Source organism: Flavobacterium aquatile LMG 4008 = ATCC 11947 (assembly GCF_000757385.1).
Lineage (GTDB): Bacteria > Bacteroidota > Bacteroidia > Flavobacteriales > Flavobacteriaceae > Flavobacterium > Flavobacterium aquatile.
In genome coordinates, this window is the sequence record NZ_JRHH01000005.1 from 488,871 (window position 1) to 510,091 (window position 21,221).

Genomic DNA, 21,221 nt, shown 5'->3' on the forward strand with positions numbered 1-21,221 from the left:
AGTTATTGAATTACTATTTTATTTTTAATTTCTGAAGTGAATTTGATAAAAATGAAATACTTTTTTCTTTAACTTCTTCAGTATTTACAGATGATAATGAGCTAACTTTATTTTGAACAAATGAAGCAAGCATTCTTTTTAAAGGATTGGTAGATGATCCAACAAGTAAACTATTTGTAAAATATCCTGATGCAAGTGAAAATGCTGTACCTAAAATTTTTCCTTTTAAATCGGGTGAATTAATAGTTTCATTGAATTTTTCTTTCACCATATTTATTGGATTCAAACTATGAACTGTAAACTCAAAATGTTTTCTTAAAAGAATGCCTTCACATTTTTTTGCATTTTCAAGTTCAGCTATTGCAGCAGCCAACGATTTATTATCTTTAATTACTTGCATCTTTTTTTTCTTTAAAAATTTGATTAATTAAATAGTTATTAAAGCTTTCCTCTAATGATTTCTTTGCTAACAAGTAAAGTAGAATTATAACCAAATAAATTCCGGCAACGGCAAAAAAACCATAGTAATTTTTTCCTAATATATCGCCTAAATAAAGTGATAAACCGATGGTTAATAAAAAGAAAAATAAAGCAATTAAGCTGAACAATACTACTCGAGAAGTTATTGAAGCAAATACGTCGGTTGACTTATCTATTGCTTGTAACTTGTACAACTCAAAATTGGTCTTGCCATATTGCTCTAGTTTTTCTACTAGCATTTCAACTAAAATTACTTTATCTTTCATCTTTATAGGTTTTTATTTTTTAGCATTTTCAACCAATTCTTTTCCTTCTTCATACATTTCTAAACCATTGTTTTTGGCTCTGTCTAATTTAGAAGTAAGTTGATCGATAGCATTGTTGTATTTGTTTTTTAAATCATCTAAGGAATCTTTTCCTTTATTAGCGATTTTTTTTCTTGTATCTGAACCTTTTTCAGGTGCAAATAAAACTCCTAAAGCTGCACCAGCTGCTAGTCCTACTAACAATCCGGCAATTGTGTTTCCTTTTGACATAATATTTTATTTTAATTTGTTAAAATTGGGTTTCAAAAATTATTCTGAAACCCAATTGTTTTATTTGTTAGAATCTGTAACCTAATGTTAATTGAATAACTTGGTTTTTGTATCTTGGATCAGTATCATTTCCATCAGAATCTGATTTAGAAATATCCCATCCTGCACGACCAGAGATTACAAAATCTTGAAGATTTACATCGGCACCAACTACAAAACCAAAAATGTTTTTCTTGTAGTTTTCATCGTTGATTGCATCTTCTTCTGTTGTAGTAGAATTTCCGTTAAACTTATTTTTAGTGTCTAATAAATAAGAAAATTGTGGACCTACCAATAAGGTTAACTGCTCAATTGGTTTGATTTGCAATTGTAAAGGAATATCAATAAAACTTGATGTTCTTTCAAATTCATAATCTGCACCTAAAACTGAACCTGTTGCTTTAAAACCCTTTTGTGAATACATAAACTCTGGTTGGAAACCTATGTATTTACCAAGCGGAATAGAAACAAATCCACCAGCAGCAAATCCTACTTTTCCTTCAGCTACATAATCTTGATTTTCTTCATCATAAACGTTTGCGAAATTAACACCGGCCTTAACACCAAATTTTAATTCTTCACGTGAATCTGTTGATGAACCTTCTTGAGAAAAACCTGCTGCACTTACAAAAAGAGCAAACATTAATGCGAATTTTTTTGAAACTGTTTTCATAATTTTCTTTTTTATTATTTGTTTTAAATTATATTACAAAGTTGCAACCAAGTAGGTAATTTCGTGTTATATAAATTTTCTTTAGTTTTATATCATTCACACTTTTACTTTTTTTATATTAAAAAAGTTCATTAATAACTAATAAAATAGCTAAAAATGAACCTTAAGTACTGTTTTTACTAATGATTATTCTTTTTCGTCAGTATTTTCGTTTTCTGGAGCTTTTACAATTTCAAAGTTTATTTCAACTTTGTTTGGTGTTGTATCGGAGTAATTATCGAAATCAAATAGTGGTAATCTTATTTTATTCCATTCGTAGGTTTTTGGTAAATCGTCACCTATTAAATAACCCCAAGGTTCTAAAGAATCGATTCTATCAAAAATAACTTTTAGAATCGCTATAATTGGAATTGCCAAAAACATTCCAGAAATACCTGCAATTGCTCCGCCAATTATAATTCCGATGATGGAGACTAATGCATTAATTTTGACTTTTGAACTAACAATTAAAGGAACTAATATATTATTGTCTATTAATTGAACAATCACATTTACTATAATTACACCAAGAATTATTGATAAATCGGCTGATCCTGTAAGTGAAGCAATAATGGTTAATAATCCTGCAAATAATATACCTATGTAAGGTATAATGTTTAGCAATCCAGTTATTACTCCTAACAAAATAGCATATTCAACTCCAATAATCATCAAACCGATTGAGGTTAAGACGGAGATAAAAATCATTTCTAAGATTAATCCAACCAAGTAACTTTTTACCACTACTTTTATTTGATCAAGAATATCATATAATTTAGTATGATATTCTTCTTTAAATAATTTAGCAAAGAATTTTACAAATAATGATTTATACAATAGTATTAAAAAGATGTAAATAGGAATTAAAATTAAATTCAAAAGTGTATCTGAAAAAGATAGTAGAGTTGAACCTAAAAGTTCTTTTCCTTTTTCTAACGAATCATTGGTAGCTTCATCTATAAATACTTTTTGTTCTTTAGAACTTAAGTTAAAATTCTCTCTAATTAAGTTTTGGCAATTTTGAATATGAATGTTTAAGTTTCTTTCAATTTTATCAAAATCGCTTACCATATCAGTAATTTGAAAAGAAAGAGCAGTAAATATTCCTAGTATAATTATTACAAATAGTGTAACAGCAAGCATCGCCGCAATGACGTTAGGAAAACGTAATTTTTTATTTAAAAAGGTAACTATTGGTCTTAAAATAATTGCAATTAAAAACGCCATTAAAATAGGCACAATAATGCCTTGACCAACGTAAAAAATGAATGCTATTGCTATGAGCGATAATAAAACATAAGTAAGTTTTGCGTAAAAAGGAAGCTTAATGGTTTCGTACATAGTCTTTTAGTTTTAGGTAAAACAAAAATACTAGTATTAAATTTCCAAAAATTATATAATTTTTCTTTTAATTTATATAATTCAATTAATCTGTAAACTCATTTTCTGTATTCGAGTGCGGCTTAGAAATAATAGAAATTCCTTTTTGAAGTAATAAGTTGTTCGGATATGTAATTCGTTCGCCATCAATTGTTTTTAAATTGACATGAAACGCGCTAATGTCTTCAATTTCGGCTTGAATCGGGAAGTCTTTGTCATGAATTTTGATAGTATCTCCAATTTTAAACGGAAAGAAAAAGAACAAAATTACGCCTGCAGTTACATTGCTTAAAATAGACCATTGCGCAAACATAGCCACACCTACAACTGTTGTGATTGAAGAAACAGTAAGTAAAATTTGATCTTTATCAACACCCCAAATTACAATTAAAGCAATTGTTGCGATGATATTGATTAGTAGGTGAATGTATTTGATAACAAGATTGGTGCGATGTTCAATGATTTCACTCGATTTTGCATAACGACGAACGAGTTTAGCAACAATAAATCGGAGTATAAAAACGGATACTAAAACAATTACTGTTGCAATAAATTCGATTGTAAAATTTGCGAAAAAGTCCATTAAAGAAGATTAAAGATGTCCGGTTCCAGTTCTTTGATTGATGTAATTTAATTGGTGTTCTGCAACATAATTTCTGAACAATGCCACCAAAGTATCGTAGTATTTTTGAAGATTTTTTACATTTATTTCCGGATTACTGTCAATAGGAATTGTGATTGGCATTTCATTCAAATACTTCGATAATTCGGGATAATTCTCTTGAATAACCATGGTAACTTTCATGATTTTTGCATTGATTTCTTCTTCAGTTTCCATAATTCTAATAAGTATTTAGAACGCCTAAATTACAACTAATTTGATAACAAATTTGTTAAATAATTATAAACTTTTTCGGTAGGAAGTCCAACTACATTTGTATAAGAACCTTCAATTTTTGTAATACCAATTAATCCAATCCATTCCTGAATTCCGTATGCGCCAGCTTTGTCAAATGGTTTGTAATTGTCTAAATAATAACGAATTGCATCATCAGATAATTCTGAAAAGGTCACTTTTGTAACATCAAATATAGTTTCCGATTTTTCTGTCGTAGTAAAACAAACCGACGTAATTACCTCGTGCGTGTCGTTCGATAATGATTTTAAAATTGCAAAAGCATCATCGTAATCTTTTGGTTTCCCTAAGGCTTTTCCGTTTAGCCAAACCAATGTATCGCTGGTTATAAGAACTTCATTTTGAGCAAGTTCACCATCAAATGCTTTTGCTTTTAATTCGGCTAAAAAATTTGTGATTTCCTCGGCTTTTAAATGATTTGGATAAATTTCATCGACTTCTTTTAATCGAACTTCAAACTCCAAATCAAAGTCTTTAAAAAACTGTTGACGTCTTGGTGAGCCTGATGCGAGAACTATTTTATACTTCTTATCCATTGAATTTAATATTTAATGTAATGACAGCAATAGATAGAATTCCGAAGAAAATAATCCATTTTAAGAATGAACTAATTTTGGTATAATCATTTTTTTCTTTGGCATTCCAAATTTTAATCAAACAAATAACCATTGGTGCAATGACTAAGGCAATCATATAAAATACTGCGTAAAATAAATTACTGTCAAACAGATTACTTTTTACATAATAGAATAAATATAAAACGGGTAAAAGCAATAAAACAAATGCTACTTTATTAGTTTTTGGAACGCCAATAATAATTGGCAATGTTTTCATTTCCTGTAAAGTATCGCCTTTTATGTCTTCAATATCTTTGATGATTTCACGTACTAGATTGATGATAAAAGCAAATTTAGCATAATCAAAAAGTATCGAAAAAGCCAACATCATTTGCTTCTGATTGAAGTCGAAAGTATTCGGAACAATGTCAAAAATTCCTATGATAATCACGCTAAATGCTAGTAAAGTTGCAACAATTATGTTTCCAACTACGGCAATTTGTTTTAAAGTACTTGCATAAAAATAAAGCAAGGTTGCTATTAGAACAAAAATTACAGCAAAATTCGAACGGTCAACCGAATTAGCCAAAATAAATCCGCACAGAACTCCAGTAATTGTTAGCGATGCATAAATAATATAGGCTTTAGATTCGGATATTGAATTTCCAATTATAGTTTTATTGGTATTATTTTCTAGATCGGTTTCTTGGTCAAAAATATCGTTGATTACATATCCGCCAGCGGCAATTAAAACCGTAGCAGCAATTAATAATGCGTATTGCCAATAAAATAAAGATAATGGAATGTTGATAAGTTCTAAATATCCAAATCTAAAAATAAGTTGCATTAAGGCAAGTAGAAGTAGGTTTTGGTATCGTATTAGTTTTAGAAAAGTCATGTTTTTTATTTCTGAATATGGATGTATTTTTTTTAAAATTGGATGCGATTCCTTCGGAATGACAAACTGTGTGTGAAATCTACTGTTTAAAAACTAATCGTGTTGTCCGTTATAGTAAACATGCCATTTTCCTTGTACTTTCATCACTTGTTCAATTACATCGCGAACGGCGCCTTTTCCTCCGTTTTTATGCGAAATGTATTTAGAAATTGCTTTAATCTCGGGAACTGAATCTTGCGGACATGTTGGCAAACCTACCAATTGCATCACATGAAAATCTGGAATATCGTCGCCCATGTATAAAACATTCTCGGGTTTGATGTTGTACAATTCGATGTATTCTTTAAATGTTTCTACTTTATTTGGACTTGCCAAATGAATGTCGTGGATTCCTAAATTTCTCAATCTAATGCGAACACCTTCATTGCTTCCGCCCGAAATAATGCACACGTTGTAACCACTTTCTAATGCGGCTTTCATGGCAAAACCATCGCGAATGTGCATTTCACGAAGCATTTCTCCAGTTGGACTCACATGCACCGTTCCGTCGGTTAAAACGCCATCAACATCTAGAATAAAAGTGGTGATGTCGTTCATTAGTTCTTTATAACTTTTTGCCATTATCAATAATCGATTTGGTTAGTAATTTGTAGATTTCTTTCTGATTTTCGTCAGACAGAAGTGCTAAATGTTTGTTGATTGTTGTAGTATCTTTTCGTTTCGCCGGACCAGTCTGCGCGTCTTGTGGCGAAAGCGTTTCTATTTTATGAGCCGTTTCTATAATTAATGGTTTCAAAATGTCAAACGGAACGTTGTGTTCGTTACAAATTTCGTTTCCAATGTGATACAAATGATTGACAAAATTACTCACAAAAACTGCAGAAACGTGTAATGATTTTCGTTGCTCCGAATTGATTTCAAAAACCTTATCTGAAATAGCATTAGCCACTTTTTTTAGTAGTTCTAAATCAGATTCATTTTCGGCTTCCAAGCACAATGGAACTTCTTTAAAATTGATGTCTTTATTTTTAGACAATGTTTGCAACGGATAAAAAACGGCTTTTCTGTTTTCGTTAGATAAATCAGCCATGGCAACACTTCCAGAAGTATGAGCCACCAATTTATTTTGAAACGGAAGCATTGCAGCAACTGATGGAATGGCGTCATCTGCAACCGAAATAATGTACAAATCGGCGTCTTTAAATTGGGATGCATCCGATATAATTTTTTCTTGCGCTGCCAAATGTGCCACCGAATCTTTATTTCTAGCAAATACTTGAACCAACTCTAAAGTATCACATTTAGAAATTGCATTTATCAAGTGTTGCGCCACATTGCCCGAGCCGATAATGGTTATTGAAATCATTTGGTAAAAATATTGAAAATATATTTTACAGCAGTAGTAAAAATAAAGTTTTGTGTTTTTATGGAATCGTAAAGTGGAATATTGGATTGGTTGTAGTTTTTTGTTAGATTTGTTTTTAAGATGATTGTGGGCACGGATTGCAAATCCGCGCTATCGGGGACACGTGGCACAAAATCTATGGAAGAGTTGTAAAAACTGGAAATACTTATGGCTGGACCGATTGTGCTCCAAATGAAAAATGGATTTATGGCACCATTGAGGATCCAGTAAGTGGCTCTGTAGATAGACTTTTTATTTTTAAAAGAATGATTAATGGTCAAGAAGCTATAAAAATATTTATTTTACATTCTATAGGGTATCGTCCAGCAGGATCGCCTGCTTCATCACCAATAAGTTATCCTCTTTCAGAAGAAATAATACTTCTTAAACAATAAACCTAGCTCCGCAAAGAGTTCTTATGAAAAACTCCGCAAATGTCTCCTGACTTTGCGGATTTTTTATTTAATAATGTGAAAGTCTTCAAAAATTTAAATTGTAGTTGTTTATTCATCTACAGCGCAGATTTGCAATCCGTGGACAAAGAAATACAATCATCCAACCTACAACATCAAATGTTGTAGGTTTTTTTATGCTTTTTCTTACGAAATTGTTGTCTGAAAGTACCTCAAAGCAATTTTGGTTTTCATATAACAATTTTAGGTTGTCAAATAGCAATTTTAGGTTGTCATATAACAATTTTAGATTGTCAGATAACAATTTTGAGTTGTCAGATAGCAATTATGGGTTGATAAATAACAATTTAGGGTTGTCATATAGCAATTTTAGGTTGTTAAATAACAATTATGGGTTGCTAAATGACAATTTTAGGTTGTTAAATAACAATTTTTACTTTTTTGTACTACTTAGTGACCTATTACACGATACTATTTATACTGGAAATTAATGAAAGGTTTGCTCAGCAGGTAGTACGAGCATCTTATTAATGCCTACAAATTGAGTTAACCAAGCGCAATTTTCTCTAAATTGTGCAGCATTTTTTAGAAAGTACAAAGTCTTTACTAAAATTATAGTTGTTTAGTACGTAAAGTCTAGCCCTGATAGCAACGAAAAGCCCGGAAGTAAAACAACTTATTTTTCTTACTGTAAAAAAGCGACCAACGGAAGCTCTTTTTATAGTGTAGAAAAATTGTTGTTTTACTGAGGACTTGTAGTGTAGAGCAGGAACTTGCTTCTAAAAAACAACTGGAATCAACGTGTCTTAAAAATCCCTTAAAAGCGACTTAAAATAATTAAGAAATCCACAATTTTAAATTACTTTTGTACCACTTTTAAAAAAATCATTCCAAATTATATCATGGATAAAATTAAATCTATTCTTTTCTCCACTCGTTTAATGGCTATTTTGTTCCTTGCTTATGCTGTTGCAATGGCTGTAGGAACTTTTATCGAAAACGATTACAATACTGATACGGCTCGAATTATTATCTACAACTCATGGTGGTTTGAAGCAATTCACATCTTCTTTTTAATAAATTTCTTGGGAAATATTAGTCGTTATCAGTTGCTTAAAAAAGAAAAATGGGCAACACTTTTATTACATTTATCGTTCATTTTTATCCTTATTGGTGCTGGAATTACGCGTTACATAAGCTACGAAGGTATGATGCCAATTCGCGAAGGTGAATCGGCTAACCAAGTATATTCGGATAGAAATTACCTTACTTTTTTTGTTGATGGTATGCATGAAGGCGAGATGAGACGTTTGCCTTTTGAAAAACCATTATTACTTTCTCAAGCTACTAATAATTCGTTTTCGTTCAAGGAAAAATTCTCGGAAGAAAAATTTGAAGTAGAATACAAAGACTTCATTATGGATGCCAAAGAAGTGGTGAAGGAAAATCCGAAAGGAAAATACCGTCTTAAAATGGTAGAATCGGGTGGAGGCGAACGCCACGAACATTACTTGAAAGAAGGCGAAGTTCAAAATATTCACAACGTATTATTTGCATTGAACGCTTACACTAAAGGAGCGATTAACATTACAATAAAAGATGGAGTTTCTACAATTGACGCACCATTTGATGGGAATTTTATGCGAATGATTGACAAAATGCAAGGAAAAGTACAACAAAATGTACCGCAACCAGTGATGTTTCGTTCGCTGTATAATTTAGGTGGCGCGCAATTTGTTTTTCCAGATCAACCTATAAAAGGTGAAGAACAATTTAAATCGAGTGGCGATTATAAAAATAAAAAAGGCGATGATGCTTTGGTTATAACAGTAAAATCGGGCGGACAAGAAAAAGAAGTAACGCTTGTTGGAGCTAAAGGAAAACAAGGTGTTCCGCAAAGTTTTAAACTTGGAAAACTAGAATTCACCATGTTCTACGGAAGTAAAATTTACACATTACCTTTCAATATAAAACTAAATGATTTCGTTGCCGAACGTTATGCCGGAACCGAAAAAAGATACTCAGCGTTTGAAAGTAAAGTGACCGTAATTGACGGAAAAGAAAAATTTGATTACCGAATTTTCATGAATAATATTTTAGACCATAAAGGATTTAGATTTTTCCAAGCCAATTTTGATCCAGACGAAAAAGGAACGGTACTATCTGTAAACCACGATTTTTGGGGAACTTTGATTACTTATATCGGATACTTTTTGTTATACTTTGCTATGATGGCAATTTTGTTTACAAAATATTCTCGTTTTGCCGATTTGAAACGCAAACTTGAAGTGATTAAAGAAAAGAAATCAAAACTGATTACTGCAATTGTTTTATTATTTTCATTAGCTGGTTTTTCTCAAAATCACGATGAGCATGACGGTCACAATCACGATGGGCACAATCATCAAGCGCAAGCTCCAGTTCAGAATGTAAAATTCAATTACATTGATTCTATTTTGAAATACAAAGTTTCAGAAAAACATGCTTCGCAATTTGGTAGATTAGTCATTCAAGATGACGGCGGACGAATGAAACCAATCAATACCTTTTCATCAGAATTACTTCGTAAAGTAAGTAAAAGTGATACTTATAAAGACATGAATTCTGATCAGGTTTTTGTATCGATGACACAATTTCCTATTGCTTGGTATGAAGTTCCGCTGGTTTATATTAATGTTGGAAACGATAGTATCCGCAAAATTATCGGAATTGAAAAAGGACAAAAATATGCTTCACTGAAATCGTTTTTTGACTCTAAAGGAAATTATAAATTATCACCTTATTTAGAAGAAGCGAGTAAATCGCAAGTTCAAAATAATTTTGAAAAAGACTTTGTAGAGACCGACAAAAAAGTAAGTTTATTGAATAAAGCATTAAGCGGACAAATTTTGAAGATTTTCCCAGTTCCAAATGATCCAAATAATAAATGGGCTTCCTATTTAGAAATAAATCATGCTACAGGAACTTCGTTGGATACTATTAAAAATGCACTTCCTATTTATTTGGATGAATTGATGAAATCGTCTCAAACCGATAATTACACCATGGCAAATACATTTTTGGTTGGTATGGAAAATTATCAGAAGAAAATGGGTGCAAAAGTTCGTCCATCAGACGATAAAATCGATTCGGAAGTTTTGTATAACAAATATGATATTTTTAAAAATCTATATTATTTATACATGTTGAGTGGTTTGATGATGTTAATGTTTACCATTATAAATATCTTTTTCGAAAAGAAATCCATTCGATACATCATCAATAGTTTTCATATTTTCATTGGATTTTTATTCGTTCTTCACACTTTAGGATTAGCTGCGCGATGGTATATTTCTGGTCACGCACCTTGGAGTGATGCTTACGAAAGTATGATTTATGTTGCTTGGGCAACAATGTTTTTTACACTAGCTTTCGATAGAAAATCTAAATTGACTGTTGCTTCAGGAACATTTGTAGCATCTATGATATTAATGATTGCACATTGGAATTGGATGGATCCAGCTATTGCCAATTTACAACCGGTATTAAATTCGTATTGGTTAATGATTCACGTTGCGGTAATTGTAGGAAGTTATGGTCCGCTTACATTAGCAATGGTTTTAGGATTGGTAGCTTTAATTTTGATGTTATTCAGAACAGAAAAGAACAAAGCCAAAATGGATTTGAACATTAAAGAAATCACTTACATCAACGAAATGGCACTTACCATAGGTTTGGTTATGCTTACTATTGGAAACTTTCTTGGTGGACAATGGGCAAACGAATCTTGGGGAAGGTATTGGGGATGGGATCCAAAAGAAACTTGGGCATTAATTAGTATTATGATTTATGCTTTTGTAATTCATGCACGATTTGTGCCAGCTTTACGTGGTGTTTGGATTTATAATTTGATGAGTGTTGCCGCTTTTTATTCAATCATGATGACCTATTTTGGAGTGAATTTCTACTTAACAGGATTGCATTCGTATGCTAGCGGAGATAAAGTTGTTACACCAGTTGAGTTCTATTATTCGTTAGTTTTTCTAACCATTTTGGCTACTGCAGCTTTTATAAGAAATAAACAATTGGCTGCTAAAAAGTAGTTCGAAAGCATAAATTAATATAAACGAAAAAGGTTCAACAATTAAGTTGAACCTTTTTTGGCATTATTGGGGTTTAAAAATATTATACTTTTCCTAAAGTGTACAATTGTTCCATTGTTGGCGATTTACTTCCGCCTGCTGGTTCAAGAGTAATTCCAAATGCTTCGGCATCGCTTGTTCCGCTTACAGCAAATAGTTTTTCGTTGTTGCCTTTAAAGTTATCCAATAAACCGATGCTTGTTGGGGTTAATGTTGGGCTCAATTTTAAAGACCATATTTGATACACTTTTCCTTCTGGTGGTTCTGGTAAACCAGTTGCATCTACATAAACCGTTTGCTTGTCTTTGTTCCAATAAATTTTAGCAAATGATGTTGGTGCTACTGCTTGACCAGCAAGAGCTACAACGGTATTTTTATCATCTCTAATTACGCTTAAAGCTGTTACCGTTTCTTTATTTTTCAATTCTAATTCTACTACCGATTTCTGTAAATTTGACTTCTCAGTTTCGATAGAATTGATTTTTGTTGTGCTGTCATTCAATTCGTTATATTGATATCCAACTCCTAATAATAGAGCAATAGATGCTGCCCATCCAAGATATTGAGACCAATTTGATTTGGATTTCATATCAATAACTTTTCCGTGTTTCATTTCGAGTTTGGCTTTAATTTTCTCAAAATTATCTGCTGATATTGTAGGAGAAAAACTACTTGATAGATTCAATATTGCCTTTTCGATTGATGTAATTTCACTTTTTATAGCCGGACTGTTTCGTTCTAGTTCGCTAATTTCCTTTGTTCTGGATTCATCTAATAAACCAAAAACATAGAGTTCTAAATCTCCTGATTCGATATATTCTTGTGTTGTCATTATACTTGTAAATAAGTTCTTAAATCATTAATGCAATTTCTGTTCTGTGTTTTGACAGTGCCAAGCGGAATTTCGAGTTCATCTGATGCTTCTTGTTGTGTGTATCCTTGAAAGAATAATAATTCTATTAATTGGATACATTTTGGTTTTAATTTATTCACAAATTCTCGAATTCCAATAGTATCGATCCTATTGATTAACTTGTTGCTGTCGTCCAATAGATGTACGAAATTATCAGATGATAGGTTTTTTTGACTGTTGTTATATCCTTTAGAACGTAACTTGTCAATGGCTGTGTTTCTTGCTATATTAAGCATCCAAGTATAAAGTCTACCTTTGGTTTCATTGTAGGTTTCAATGTTTTTCCAAATTTTTACAAATACTTCTTGAAGCACATCTTCGGCTTCTTCGGTTTCTTTAACCAAATTGGAAATTACAGAAAATAAACTTTTGGAATACATATCATACATGATAGTAAAACCGCGCTGATCCTTCTTGAGGATTAACGGAATTAATTCTTCTTGAGACATAATGTTTTTGTTTTTTTGTTTAGAACCATACTTACGAAATTTTTAAACCTTTGGTTTTTTATCCAATTATTTTTTTTAAAGATAAGTTCAAAATTTTACCCTAAAAAAAATTTAACACTTGTTCAACTTACTTTTTTTGATAAAAAAGAAAACCATAAAAAACTTTCCTGCGTATATCATGGTAACAAAAAACATTAAAACACATTAATTATGAAAAGAAAGTTAAAAATAATTGCTTTAAGTATAATTGGAACAGCATTTTTATTATTTGTTGTTTTGGTTATTCACATAGCAACAGCAAAGCCAGTAGAGTATGATAACGCTACAATGCAAATTAGTAGAATAGATTTTCAAGAACCGTTAGATTCTATGAAGATTAAAGAGATTCACAGAAATTTAAAAAGCATTCCGGGTTTTATAAATGACAATTATAATCTCAAAAATAATGTCGTAGTTTTTTTTCATGACAATAAAATAGCTGATTCAAAAAAAATGTATGATGAGCTAATGAAAAAAGGGAATTACAAAGCAACATTATTCACTCTACCTAAAGGAATGGAATCTAAAAAGGTATGTCCTGTAATCCAGGAAGGAAGTTTTAGTTACCATTTTTCAAGAGGTATACAACGTATTTTTAATTAATCTATAAATATTACAATCATGAAAAAAGTTTCAAAAATGGCATTATATGCCTTGCTAATTGGATCAACATTATTCGCTACCACATCTTGTAGTGATGATGATGATAATGACAACCCAACGCCGCCATCGCTTTACACTAGATTAGGCGGAACAACAATGGTTGCAGATCCTAAAAATCCAGGTCAAATGATCGAACAAGGTCGTTTAAGTTACCGTTCTGTAGTTGATTCAACAATTGTGTTAATTGTTGGGGATATTCTTACTAGTGCTCCAGGAAATTTAGGACAACATTTTGGACCAATCGTTGGAGAAGTTTCAGTAGGAAACACAACAAATGTAGCGGTTTTAAGTAAAAATTTAACTGATTTTTTCTCGGCTAATACAGGTGGAGGTTCTACAAACACTTACAGTGGTTTAGATATGGTAAGTGCTCACGACCCAGCTATTAACTCAAGAATGGGAGTTAAATCTACTAATGCAGATTACGACAAATTTATTGGATATGTTGGAGCTGCAGCTGGTTTAAATGGAGTTACAGATACTGCCCTTATCACAGATGTGGTTGCAGTTTTAGAATCTCTAAGAGATCCAATTGTTCAAGCGCCATAAATCGTTTTTTAAAAATTAGACATTTATTTTAATAATAATTTGTTTATGTTTTTTTGTTTGGAGCCCAACGATTTATTGTTGGGCTTCTTTTTTTTCCTTACTTTTATAAAAAAAATATTATGAAAAAAATACTTCTATTATTGAGTGTAATATCACTCTATAGTTGTCAAAATCAGGCACAAAATAAAGTTAGTAATCAAGTAACTTCAGTACAACCAATGGAAAAACAAACTATTTATCAGTTTAAAGTTAAAGATTTAGAAGGAAATGATTTTGATTTTGCTTCGCTAAAAGGAAAGAAAATCCTAGTGGTTAATACGGCATCAAAGTGCGGATTAACACCTCAATACAAACAACTTGAAGCAATTTATAATCAATACAAAAATCAAAACTTTGTTATTGTAGGTTTTCCAGCTAATAATTTCGGACAACAAGAACCTGGTTCTAATAAAGATATTGCCGAATTCTGCGAACGCAATTATGGAGTAACATTTCCTATGATGGAAAAAATTTCAGTTAAAGGAACTGATATGAATGCAGTATATCAATTTCTAACACAAAAAGCTAAAAACGGATTAAAAGACAGTGAAGTAGAATGGAATTTCCAAAAATACTTAATCAATGAAAAAGGTGAATTAGAAAAAGTAGTTGCACCTCAAGTTTTACCAACCGATGCAGAGATTGTCGACTGGATTAAAAGTTAATTTAGAGAATAGGACAAAGAAAAAAGAATATAGAGAATCAGAAAGCATATAAAATTGTTTTCTGATTTTTTTTATCTTCCAACTTCTACAACATCTTCTGCATAATAATACTATGCAACCAACGCTCAAATTTATATCCCGATTCTTTGATATTTCCAACAATTTCAAATCCATATTTTTTGTGAAAATCAATACTGCTTACATTTTCAGAATCAATTACTCCAATCATGGTATGCAATTTTTGAGCTTTCGCCAAATGAATTAACTCTTCTAAAATCATTTTGCCAATTCCTTTTCCAATATGATTTGGATGCGCATAAACCGAATGTTCAACAGTAAATTTATAAGCTTCTCTAAATCTAAATTCACTATAATATCCAAAACCAACAAGTGTTTCATTTTCAACAGCAACAATAATTGGAAAACCTTTCTTTAGTTTATCATCAAAAATTGCTATTTGATTTTCTAAAGTTCGAGGTTCATAATCATACAAAGCAGTAGAATTTAGAATATTATAATTGATTATTTCTAAAATTGCTTGTGTATCTTCAACTTGATAAGGTCTGATTTTAATTTCCATGGTTCAAAAATAGTATTTTTTTTAGCCACAAAGAAATTACTTAATTAACTTAACTTTCTCAGTGGTTTAATTTCTACTCAATAAATAACTTTGTAACTTTGTACTATATAAAGTAATAAATAATGAGGATGAGATTGCCTCGTGCCTCGCAAAGACAAATGAAATACCCAAAAATACCTTTAGCGCAATCTATCATTGAAATTTTTCGCGTTAAAGGAATCCAACATATCGTAATTTCTCCAGGTTCACGAAACGCACCACTTACAATTGGTTTCGTTAACAATCCAAATTTTACGTGTTATAGTATTGCAGACGAGCGTTGTGCAGCATTTTTTGCACTCGGAATTGCGCAGCAAATCAACAAACCAGTTGCCGTTGTTTGTACGTCCGGTTCAGCTTTGCTGAATTATTATCCAGCATTTGCCGAAGCATTTTACAGTGAGATTCCATTAATTGTGCTTTCTGCTGATAGACCTAAAAGTAAAATCGATATTGGTGACGGACAAACGATTCGTCAAGAAAATGTATTTGCAAATCATTCATTATTCAACGCCAATTTAGACGAATTTCCATCCGATGAAAATGATTTATTGATTAATGAAGCAATAAATACGGCTTTCGCCAAATGCGGTCCGGTGCACATTAACGCGCCATTTGAAGAACCATTGTATGAAACTGTTGAAGAACTTTCGGTAAAGCCAAAAATAGTTTCAGAAGAAATTGTGAATAATCAAATTGAAGATATTTCAAGTTTTGCAAATGATTGGAATACATCCAAAAAGAAATTAGTTTTAATTGGAGGATTAAATCCGAATGAAATCGAACAAAAATACTTGGATATTTTAGGAAATGATGCTTCAGTTGTAGTTATGACCGAAGTAACTTCGAATGTACATCATCCTAATTATGTAACCAATATTGACACCATAATTACACCTTTTACAGAGCAAGATTTCCTTGAATTTCAACCCGATATTTTGTTGACATTCGGCGGAATGATTGTGTCTAAAAGAATTAAAGCTTTTTTAAGAAAATATCAGCCTACACAACATTGGCACATTGATAAATTGCGAGCTTATGATACGTATGGTTGTTTGACAAAGCATTTTGAAGTTGCACCAAATAAATTCTTTGAAAGTTTCGTCTTGAAAACAACTTCAACTGAAAGCAATTATCAAGAAAAGTTATTAAAAATTAAAGGTTTACGTTCTACAAAACATGTAGAATATTTAAGTAAAATTCCGTTTACCGATTTAAAAGCGTTCGATATAGTTTTACCTAAATTGAAACCTAACAGTCAATTGCAAATTAGTAATAGTTCGCCAATTCGCTACGCACAATTAATTTCAATAAATTCTACAATTGAAGTATTTTGTAATCGTGGTACAAGCGGCATTGACGGAAGTACTTCAACAGCAATTGGTGCAGCATCAGCATCCAAAAAACCAACTGTTTTAATAGCAGGCGACATCGGATTTTTATATGATAGTAATGGATTATGGAACAATTATATTCCGAAAAATTTTAAAATTATCTTGATGAATAATGGCGGTGGCGGCATTTTTAGAATTCTTCCTGGTCATGATGAAAGTCCGGTTTTTAATACTTTTTTCGAAACTTCTCATTGTTTAACAGCCGAACATTTAGCTAAAATGTATGGATTCGAATATTTAACATCAAGCAAGGAAGCAACTTTAGAAAAAGGATTAGAAGCGATGTTTGCACAAAATGAGAAGCCAGTTTTACTAGAAGTTTTTACGCCAACATTAGAAAACGATAAGATATTGTTGCAGTATTTTAGAGAATTGGTTTAGCTATTTATGTTCTTTCCAATATCGTTTTCCATAATCACAGAAAATTTCTTCATCCGATTTTATTTTTCGAATCGCAATTAAACACACATTTTCATTTTCGTCGAGAGTGATTTTGGCATTATTTTTAAATTCTGATTTTGAAAAACCACTGGCATCATTGGCGTATTTTGCAAAACAATCGGTATTCCTACAATCTAAGATACTACCGTTTAAGAGGTTCATAAAATACTGATTTGCATTCTTTTTTGCTCGAATTTCAGCTTCAGCATCAGATAAAACTTCTCCTCTAAAAATTGATATTATTTCCTCTTTATAGATGTCAATTGCCGTAAATAATCCTTTACCTGAATTAGGAAGCTGTGATATTTTTATATATAAATAATCTTCTTCTTGAGCTTGAATTTTATTTTGGTCGGTTTTGGGCATTTGAATATATAATTACTCAAATATAATCAATTTCACCACAAACCATCAATTCGTAATTCTTAATTCTCAATTCGTAATTGCTATTTCGTACCTTTGCACAAATTCAAGAAAATGCTTAACATAGGTCAACACAATACGCTTACCATTTTGCGCGAAACAAAAGTGGGATTATTTTTAGGAAACGGAAACGAAGTAGATGATGTTCTTTTGCCCAATAAATACGTTCCAAAAGTATTCGAAATTGGTGAAGAAATTACCGTTTTTGTGTATTTAGATCATGAAGAACGTCCAGTTGCAACAACTTTAGTTCCGTATATTTTCTTGAATGAATTTGCACTTTTGCGTGTGAATTACATTAATCAAATTGGTGCTTTTATGGATTGGGGAATGGAAAAAGACATTCTAGTTCCGTTTAAAGAGCAAGCGCGACCAATGGAAAAAGGAAAACGTTACTTGGTTTACCTTTATATGGACGAAAAAACCAATAGGTTAGTAGCTTCTAGTAAAACCAATCAGTTTCTTGATAATGAAAATATTACGGTTGAAAAAGGTGAAGAAGTAGATTTAATTATTTCTCATATTACCGAAATCGGAATCAATGTGATCATCAACCAAAAGCACAAAGGTTTGGTTTATAAAGATGAGGTTTACGACGATTCTATCCGAACAGGAGATAAAATGAAAGGTTACATTAAATTGGTTCGTCCCGACGGAAAAATTGATGTTTCACTCAACAAACAAGGATTTGAAAACATCGAACCCAATTCAGAAATTATCATGAACGAATTGAGAGCAAGCCGTGGTTTCCTCAGATTAAACGATAATTCTAATCCAGAAGATATTAAAACGGTTTTGAAAATGAGTAAGAAGACATTCAAAAAAGCAATCGGACTTTTGTATAAAGAAAAGTTAATCGAAATTAAAGACGATGGAATTTATCTAGTTAAATAATACTTTTTTTTAATTTTTTTTGCCACAGATTCACAGATTTTAAACTATTTAAATCTGTGAATCTGTGGCAATTTTGTTAATTTTATCTTATCCTTTTTTTGTTTAAATATTTTACGTACATTTGTATATACAAATGTTATTAATTTGGAACGAAAATATTTTATAAAAACACTAATAGGAGGAATGGCCATGGCATCATTACAACCTTTTTACAATTGGACTCAAGAGTTAAGTGAAGAAGATCAAAAACTTCCAGTTTTATTTATTGGTCACGGTTCGCCAATGAACGGAATTGAAGACAACGAGTTTTCAAGGACATGGGCAAAATTTGGTAAAGAAATTCCAAAACCTAAAGCAGTTTTAGTAATTTCGGCACATTGGTTAACTAATGGAACGCACATTACTGCAATGAATAATCCAAAAACAATTCACGATTTTGGTGGTTTTCCTCAAGCGTTGTTCGATGTTCAATATCCTGCAAAAGGAGACCTAGAATTGGCAAAATTCACATCCAATTTGATAACTTCTACAAATGTTGGTTTAGACCACGATTGGGGTTTAGATCACGGGACTTGGACAGTTGTGCGACACATGTATCCAAATGCTGATATTCCTGTCTTGCAATTAAGTATCGATTATAATAAGCCTGCTCAATATCATTATGACTTGGCTAAACAATTGGCAACACTTCGCAAAAAAGGAGTTCTAATTATTGGAAGCGGAAATATGGTTCATAATTTAAGAATGGTTGCTTGGGATAAACTTAAAGAACCCGAATATGGCTATGATTGGGCAATTGAAATGAACTCTATTTTCAAAGAAAAAATTGGCAACAATGATTTTAAATCATTAATAGAATATGAAAAGTTGAATAAAGCGGCAAAACTCGCCATCCCAACTCCAGATCATTATTTTCCTCTTATTTATAGTATTGCTTTACAAGACAACAAAGATGAAATTACTTTCTTTAATGATAAACCAGTTGGCGGTTCATTGACAATGACTTCATTGAAAATTGGCTAATAAAAAAAGGTAAGCATTACACTTACCTTTTTCAATTAAATCACTTCAATCTTCGGATTTATTTTTCTAATTTCTTCAATAAATACTTCGCTTTTAATAGGAGAAATAAATAAGTCATCGAATTTATTATAGGTTATTATAAAACCTTTAGTATCTAACGCTGGCTTCAATGTTACTGGAACATATAAACCCGAATGGCGTTTTATCTTCTGGATTTTTTCAATGTCAATTCTACCTCTAAATGGTCCTGAACGGTACAATAAAAAATGAGTTTTTATAACATATCTTGTGTCTAATAAAACCCAAACAATAAATGCAATTACCAATGAAAGTATGATAATAGGCATTAATGGTAACTCATTTTCGGTAATCCCTAAATACAAGACAACGACCATAAATAGTACGATTGCCCATAAAAATAGGACGGTAAATGTGTTTTTTGTTGATAGAAATCGTTTCATTTTTATAATCCTAATTTAGATTTTGTATTTTTAGTTAATCCGTCTTTATGTAATAAAACCGAAATACTTTTTAACTTCATATACGAAACACTCATGTAAACAAAACCTTCTTTTCCCGATTTAGTTCCCCAAGAGTTTTTTACTTTGTAATATGTTTTACCCGTTTGATCTTTTACTTTTCCAACAATGTGCATCAAGTGATCGTCTGTTGTAGTCAAGTTTTCAAATTCTGCTTGACGGTATTCTGGCGAAATTACTTTTTCTGGTTTGATTTCTGTCAAAATTAATTTGGCATCAGCATCGTTTTCTGGAATTACAGCAACGCCATTTTTACCCGAGAAAGTTCCTTCAGAAACATCACAATCTAAAGCAATTGTATATCCATTATCTAATGCATTATCAATGTTTTGAACGTATTCGTCTAAAGGCAAATTATAAAAAGTTCCGTTCGAAAAATTATCTGGAATGTCTAATAAAAAAGTCTTGTAAAACGGCTCATTTGTAAAAGACGAAATGGTTACATAATCTGCCGTTTTCAATTTTGTCATTTCCAAGAAACTTTTTGGCGTATATTTTTTTCCTTCGTAAGTAAAGTCAGTTACATTTTTACCTAAATATACATCAAGTACTGCATTTACCGCTTCTTTCCATTGTGGAGAAAGTTTTTTACCAGGATTTGCCACATACGTTTTCAACATTGATTCTAAAACCGCAGTGAGTTCGGCATGGTTGTGAGCATTGTTATTTCCAGTTAATCCAGAGTAAACACTATTTGGAACCAATCCAAAATCTTCGGCAGAATTGATAACATCGTGAGCCAATGCGCCTTCGCCAAATTGCGCTTTTCCTTGACGCATTACATAATTCCAAGCTTTTTTTGGATAGGTATTTCGAACGTTATACATTTCAGATAAATCGATTTTTTTTCCCGTCAAGCGGATGATTTCTGCCTCAAGAAATGACGTTGTTGAAAAACTCCAACAAGTTCCTGTGTTGTCTTGCGAAATTACTGGATTGGCTTCAATGTCTTTAACCGTTTGAAATTCATAGGTTTGTGCGAAACTTCCAAAACTAATTGCTAATAATGCAATGCTTAAAATATTTTTTTTCATAATGAAATAAGAATGGTAATAGTGGTATTATCTAATTTTTGGTTTATTTTTACGCTAAATTAATACAAATTAGTATTCAA

Annotated in this window: 25 protein-coding genes; 8 read left to right on the forward strand and 17 right to left on the reverse strand. The window is 31.5% G+C overall.

All coding sequences use genetic code 11. The features are described 5' to 3' along the window. Positions 1-13: 13 nt before the first annotated feature. From LG45_RS14115 to LG45_RS14165, 11 genes are all read right to left on the reverse strand, one after another. Positions 14-400: a hypothetical protein gene (locus LG45_RS14115; protein WP_035128228.1), complete on the reverse strand. Its 387-nt coding sequence runs from the start codon at positions 398-400 to the stop codon at positions 14-16. Further along, the gene (locus LG45_RS14120) at positions 387-746 is read right to left on the reverse strand and encodes a hypothetical protein (RefSeq protein ID WP_035128230.1); all 360 of its coding nucleotides are present in this window, start codon (positions 744-746) and stop codon (positions 387-389) included. Before LG45_RS14120 ends, LG45_RS14115 begins: the two co-directional genes overlap by 14 nt. A 12-nt stretch (positions 747-758) precedes the next feature. Then, positions 759-1,016 carry a YtxH domain-containing protein gene (locus LG45_RS14125; protein ID WP_052087605.1) on the reverse strand — a complete coding sequence of 86 codons (258 nt, stop codon included), beginning with the start codon at positions 1,014-1,016 and terminating at the stop codon, positions 759-761. A gap of 67 nt (positions 1,017-1,083) precedes the next feature. After that, complete coding sequence (locus LG45_RS14130; RefSeq protein WP_052087606.1) at positions 1,084-1,728, reverse strand: porin family protein; 645 nt, start codon at positions 1,726-1,728, stop codon at positions 1,084-1,086. Between the two features lie 186 nt (positions 1,729-1,914). Continuing rightward, entirely contained in the window at positions 1,915-3,108 is a 1,194-nt protein-coding gene (locus LG45_RS14135) for an AI-2E family transporter (protein WP_081932087.1), read from the reverse strand. Between the two features lie 85 nt (positions 3,109-3,193). Beyond that, the gene (locus tag LG45_RS14140; RefSeq protein ID WP_035128232.1) at positions 3,194-3,730 is read right to left on the reverse strand and encodes a mechanosensitive ion channel domain-containing protein; all 537 of its coding nucleotides are present in this window, start codon (positions 3,728-3,730) and stop codon (positions 3,194-3,196) included. Between the two features lie 9 nt (positions 3,731-3,739). Then, positions 3,740-3,985, reverse strand: a complete 246-nt coding sequence (locus LG45_RS14145; protein ID WP_035128234.1) for a hypothetical protein — start codon at positions 3,983-3,985, stop codon at positions 3,740-3,742. A gap of 35 nt (positions 3,986-4,020) precedes the next feature. Next, on the reverse strand, positions 4,021-4,599 hold the full coding sequence (locus tag LG45_RS14150; protein ID WP_035128236.1) for a Maf-like protein: 579 nt from the start codon (positions 4,597-4,599) through the stop codon (positions 4,021-4,023). Then, a complete protein-coding gene (locus tag LG45_RS14155) occupies positions 4,592-5,518 on the reverse strand; it encodes a geranylgeranylglycerol-phosphate geranylgeranyltransferase (protein ID WP_052087607.1) in 927 nt (308 codons plus the stop codon). Before LG45_RS14155 ends, LG45_RS14150 begins: the two co-directional genes overlap by 8 nt. A gap of 93 nt (positions 5,519-5,611) precedes the next feature. Beyond that, positions 5,612-6,139: a KdsC family phosphatase gene (locus LG45_RS14160; protein WP_035128238.1), complete on the reverse strand. Its 528-nt coding sequence runs from the start codon at positions 6,137-6,139 to the stop codon at positions 5,612-5,614. Further along, the gene (locus LG45_RS14165; protein ID WP_035128240.1) at positions 6,123-6,884 is read right to left on the reverse strand and encodes a Rossmann-like and DUF2520 domain-containing protein; all 762 of its coding nucleotides are present in this window, start codon (positions 6,882-6,884) and stop codon (positions 6,123-6,125) included. Before LG45_RS14165 ends, LG45_RS14160 begins: the two co-directional genes overlap by 17 nt. Positions 6,885-7,021: 137 nt before the next feature. On the opposite strand from LG45_RS14165, the gene LG45_RS14170 reads away from it, so the two are divergent. Then, positions 7,022-7,318 (forward strand): hypothetical protein, encoded by a 297-nt coding sequence (locus LG45_RS14170; RefSeq protein ID WP_035128242.1) that lies wholly within the window; start codon positions 7,022-7,024, stop codon positions 7,316-7,318. A 920-nt stretch (positions 7,319-8,238) separates the two neighbouring features. After that, positions 8,239-11,418 carry a cytochrome c biogenesis protein CcsA gene (locus tag LG45_RS14175; protein WP_035128244.1) on the forward strand — a complete coding sequence of 1,060 codons (3,180 nt, stop codon included), beginning with the start codon at positions 8,239-8,241 and terminating at the stop codon, positions 11,416-11,418. Between the two features lie 82 nt (positions 11,419-11,500). Here the strand turns inward: LG45_RS14175 and LG45_RS14180 are convergent, their stop codons facing one another. After that, positions 11,501-12,289: an anti-sigma factor gene (locus tag LG45_RS14180; RefSeq protein WP_035128246.1), complete on the reverse strand. Its 789-nt coding sequence runs from the start codon at positions 12,287-12,289 to the stop codon at positions 11,501-11,503. Continuing rightward, positions 12,289-12,819, reverse strand: coding sequence for an RNA polymerase sigma factor (locus tag LG45_RS14185; RefSeq protein WP_035128248.1), 531 nt, complete (start codon positions 12,817-12,819; stop codon positions 12,289-12,291). The genes LG45_RS14180 and LG45_RS14185 overlap by 1 nt, the downstream gene beginning before the upstream one ends. A gap of 210 nt (positions 12,820-13,029) precedes the next feature. Between LG45_RS14185 and LG45_RS14190 the strand changes: the two genes are divergently transcribed. The 3 genes from LG45_RS14190 (at position 13,030) to LG45_RS14200 (ending at position 14,774) form a co-directional block, all read left to right on the forward strand. Next, positions 13,030-13,461: a hypothetical protein gene (locus LG45_RS14190; protein WP_035128250.1), complete on the forward strand. Its 432-nt coding sequence runs from the start codon at positions 13,030-13,032 to the stop codon at positions 13,459-13,461. 18 nt (positions 13,462-13,479) lie between these two features. Beyond that, positions 13,480-14,070 carry a globin family protein gene (locus tag LG45_RS14195; protein WP_035128252.1) on the forward strand — a complete coding sequence of 197 codons (591 nt, stop codon included), beginning with the start codon at positions 13,480-13,482 and terminating at the stop codon, positions 14,068-14,070. Positions 14,071-14,189: 119 nt separating this feature from the next. After that, positions 14,190-14,774, forward strand: coding sequence for a glutathione peroxidase (locus tag LG45_RS14200; RefSeq protein WP_035128254.1), 585 nt, complete (start codon positions 14,190-14,192; stop codon positions 14,772-14,774). A gap of 85 nt (positions 14,775-14,859) precedes the next feature. Here the strand turns inward: LG45_RS14200 and LG45_RS14205 are convergent, their stop codons facing one another. Further along, positions 14,860-15,354, reverse strand: coding sequence for a GNAT family N-acetyltransferase (locus LG45_RS14205; RefSeq protein WP_035128255.1), 495 nt, complete (start codon positions 15,352-15,354; stop codon positions 14,860-14,862). Between the two features lie 158 nt (positions 15,355-15,512). Between LG45_RS14205 and menD the strand changes: the two genes are divergently transcribed. Further along, on the forward strand, positions 15,513-17,168 hold the full coding sequence (gene menD, locus LG45_RS14210; protein WP_035128482.1) for a 2-succinyl-5-enolpyruvyl-6-hydroxy-3-cyclohexene-1-carboxylic-acid synthase: 1,656 nt from the start codon (positions 15,513-15,515) through the stop codon (positions 17,166-17,168). On the opposite strand, the gene LG45_RS14215 is transcribed toward menD, so the two are convergent. Further along, the gene (locus LG45_RS14215; protein WP_035128257.1) at positions 17,169-17,594 is read right to left on the reverse strand and encodes an SET domain-containing protein-lysine N-methyltransferase; all 426 of its coding nucleotides are present in this window, start codon (positions 17,592-17,594) and stop codon (positions 17,169-17,171) included. 111 nt (positions 17,595-17,705) lie between these two features. Between LG45_RS14215 and LG45_RS14220 the strand changes: the two genes are divergently transcribed. Both LG45_RS14220 and ygiD read left to right on the forward strand, forming a co-directional pair. Further along, positions 17,706-18,545, forward strand: coding sequence for a CvfB family protein (locus LG45_RS14220; RefSeq protein WP_035128259.1), 840 nt, complete (start codon positions 17,706-17,708; stop codon positions 18,543-18,545). Positions 18,546-18,734: 189 nt separating this feature from the next. Continuing rightward, positions 18,735-19,568 carry a 4,5-DOPA-extradiol-dioxygenase gene (ygiD, locus tag LG45_RS14225; protein WP_052087618.1) on the forward strand — a complete coding sequence of 278 codons (834 nt, stop codon included), beginning with the start codon at positions 18,735-18,737 and terminating at the stop codon, positions 19,566-19,568. Positions 19,569-19,603: 35 nt separating this feature from the next. On the opposite strand, the gene LG45_RS14230 is transcribed toward ygiD, so the two are convergent. Next, on the reverse strand, positions 19,604-20,029 hold the full coding sequence (locus LG45_RS14230; protein WP_081932088.1) for a PH domain-containing protein: 426 nt from the start codon (positions 20,027-20,029) through the stop codon (positions 19,604-19,606). A 2-nt stretch (positions 20,030-20,031) separates the two neighbouring features. Further along, positions 20,032-21,141, reverse strand: coding sequence for a C1 family peptidase (locus LG45_RS14235; RefSeq protein ID WP_035128263.1), 1,110 nt, complete (start codon positions 21,139-21,141; stop codon positions 20,032-20,034). Positions 21,142-21,221: the final 80 nt, after the last annotated feature.

What these genes read in the sequence shown, in the direction of transcription:
- LG45_RS14115 (WP_035128228.1), bottom strand. Translation starts at nt 400, where the DNA reads ATGCAAGTAATTAAAGATAATAAATCGTTGGCTGCTGCAATAGCTGAA.
- LG45_RS14120 (WP_035128230.1), bottom strand. Translation starts at nt 746, where the DNA reads ATGAAAGATAAAGTAATTTTAGTTGAAATGCTAGTAGAAAAACTAGAG.
- LG45_RS14125 (WP_052087605.1), bottom strand. Translation starts at nt 1,016, where the DNA reads ATGTCAAAAGGAAACACAATTGCCGGATTGTTAGTAGGACTAGCAGCT.
- LG45_RS14130 (WP_052087606.1), bottom strand. Translation starts at nt 1,728, where the DNA reads ATGAAAACAGTTTCAAAAAAATTCGCATTAATGTTTGCTCTTTTTGTA.
- LG45_RS14135 (WP_081932087.1), bottom strand. Translation starts at nt 3,108, where the DNA reads ATGTACGAAACCATTAAGCTTCCTTTTTACGCAAAACTTACTTATGTT.
- LG45_RS14140 (WP_035128232.1), bottom strand. Translation starts at nt 3,730, where the DNA reads ATGGACTTTTTCGCAAATTTTACAATCGAATTTATTGCAACAGTAATT.
- LG45_RS14145 (WP_035128234.1), bottom strand. Translation starts at nt 3,985, where the DNA reads ATGGAAACTGAAGAAGAAATCAATGCAAAAATCATGAAAGTTACCATG.
- LG45_RS14150 (WP_035128236.1), bottom strand. Translation starts at nt 4,599, where the DNA reads ATGGATAAGAAGTATAAAATAGTTCTCGCATCAGGCTCACCAAGACGT.
- LG45_RS14155 (WP_052087607.1), bottom strand. Translation starts at nt 5,518, where the DNA reads ATGACTTTTCTAAAACTAATACGATACCAAAACCTACTTCTACTTGCC.
- LG45_RS14160 (WP_035128238.1), bottom strand. Translation starts at nt 6,139, where the DNA reads ATGGCAAAAAGTTATAAAGAACTAATGAACGACATCACCACTTTTATT.
- LG45_RS14165 (WP_035128240.1), bottom strand. Translation starts at nt 6,884, where the DNA reads ATGATTTCAATAACCATTATCGGCTCGGGCAATGTGGCGCAACACTTG.
- LG45_RS14175 (WP_035128244.1), top strand. Translation starts at nt 8,239, where the DNA reads ATGGATAAAATTAAATCTATTCTTTTCTCCACTCGTTTAATGGCTATT.
- LG45_RS14180 (WP_035128246.1), bottom strand. Translation starts at nt 12,289, where the DNA reads ATGACAACACAAGAATATATCGAATCAGGAGATTTAGAACTCTATGTT.
- LG45_RS14185 (WP_035128248.1), bottom strand. Translation starts at nt 12,819, where the DNA reads ATGTCTCAAGAAGAATTAATTCCGTTAATCCTCAAGAAGGATCAGCGC.
- LG45_RS14190 (WP_035128250.1), top strand. Translation starts at nt 13,030, where the DNA reads ATGAAAAGAAAGTTAAAAATAATTGCTTTAAGTATAATTGGAACAGCA.
- LG45_RS14195 (WP_035128252.1), top strand. Translation starts at nt 13,480, where the DNA reads ATGAAAAAAGTTTCAAAAATGGCATTATATGCCTTGCTAATTGGATCA.
- LG45_RS14200 (WP_035128254.1), top strand. Translation starts at nt 14,190, where the DNA reads ATGAAAAAAATACTTCTATTATTGAGTGTAATATCACTCTATAGTTGT.
- LG45_RS14205 (WP_035128255.1), bottom strand. Translation starts at nt 15,354, where the DNA reads ATGGAAATTAAAATCAGACCTTATCAAGTTGAAGATACACAAGCAATT.
- menD (WP_035128482.1), top strand. Translation starts at nt 15,513, where the DNA reads ATGAAATACCCAAAAATACCTTTAGCGCAATCTATCATTGAAATTTTT.
- LG45_RS14215 (WP_035128257.1), bottom strand. Translation starts at nt 17,594, where the DNA reads ATGCCCAAAACCGACCAAAATAAAATTCAAGCTCAAGAAGAAGATTAT.
- LG45_RS14220 (WP_035128259.1), top strand. Translation starts at nt 17,706, where the DNA reads ATGCTTAACATAGGTCAACACAATACGCTTACCATTTTGCGCGAAACA.
- ygiD (WP_052087618.1), top strand. Translation starts at nt 18,735, where the DNA reads ATGGCATCATTACAACCTTTTTACAATTGGACTCAAGAGTTAAGTGAA.
- LG45_RS14230 (WP_081932088.1), bottom strand. Translation starts at nt 20,029, where the DNA reads ATGAAACGATTTCTATCAACAAAAAACACATTTACCGTCCTATTTTTA.
- LG45_RS14235 (WP_035128263.1), bottom strand. Translation starts at nt 21,141, where the DNA reads ATGAAAAAAAATATTTTAAGCATTGCATTATTAGCAATTAGTTTTGGA.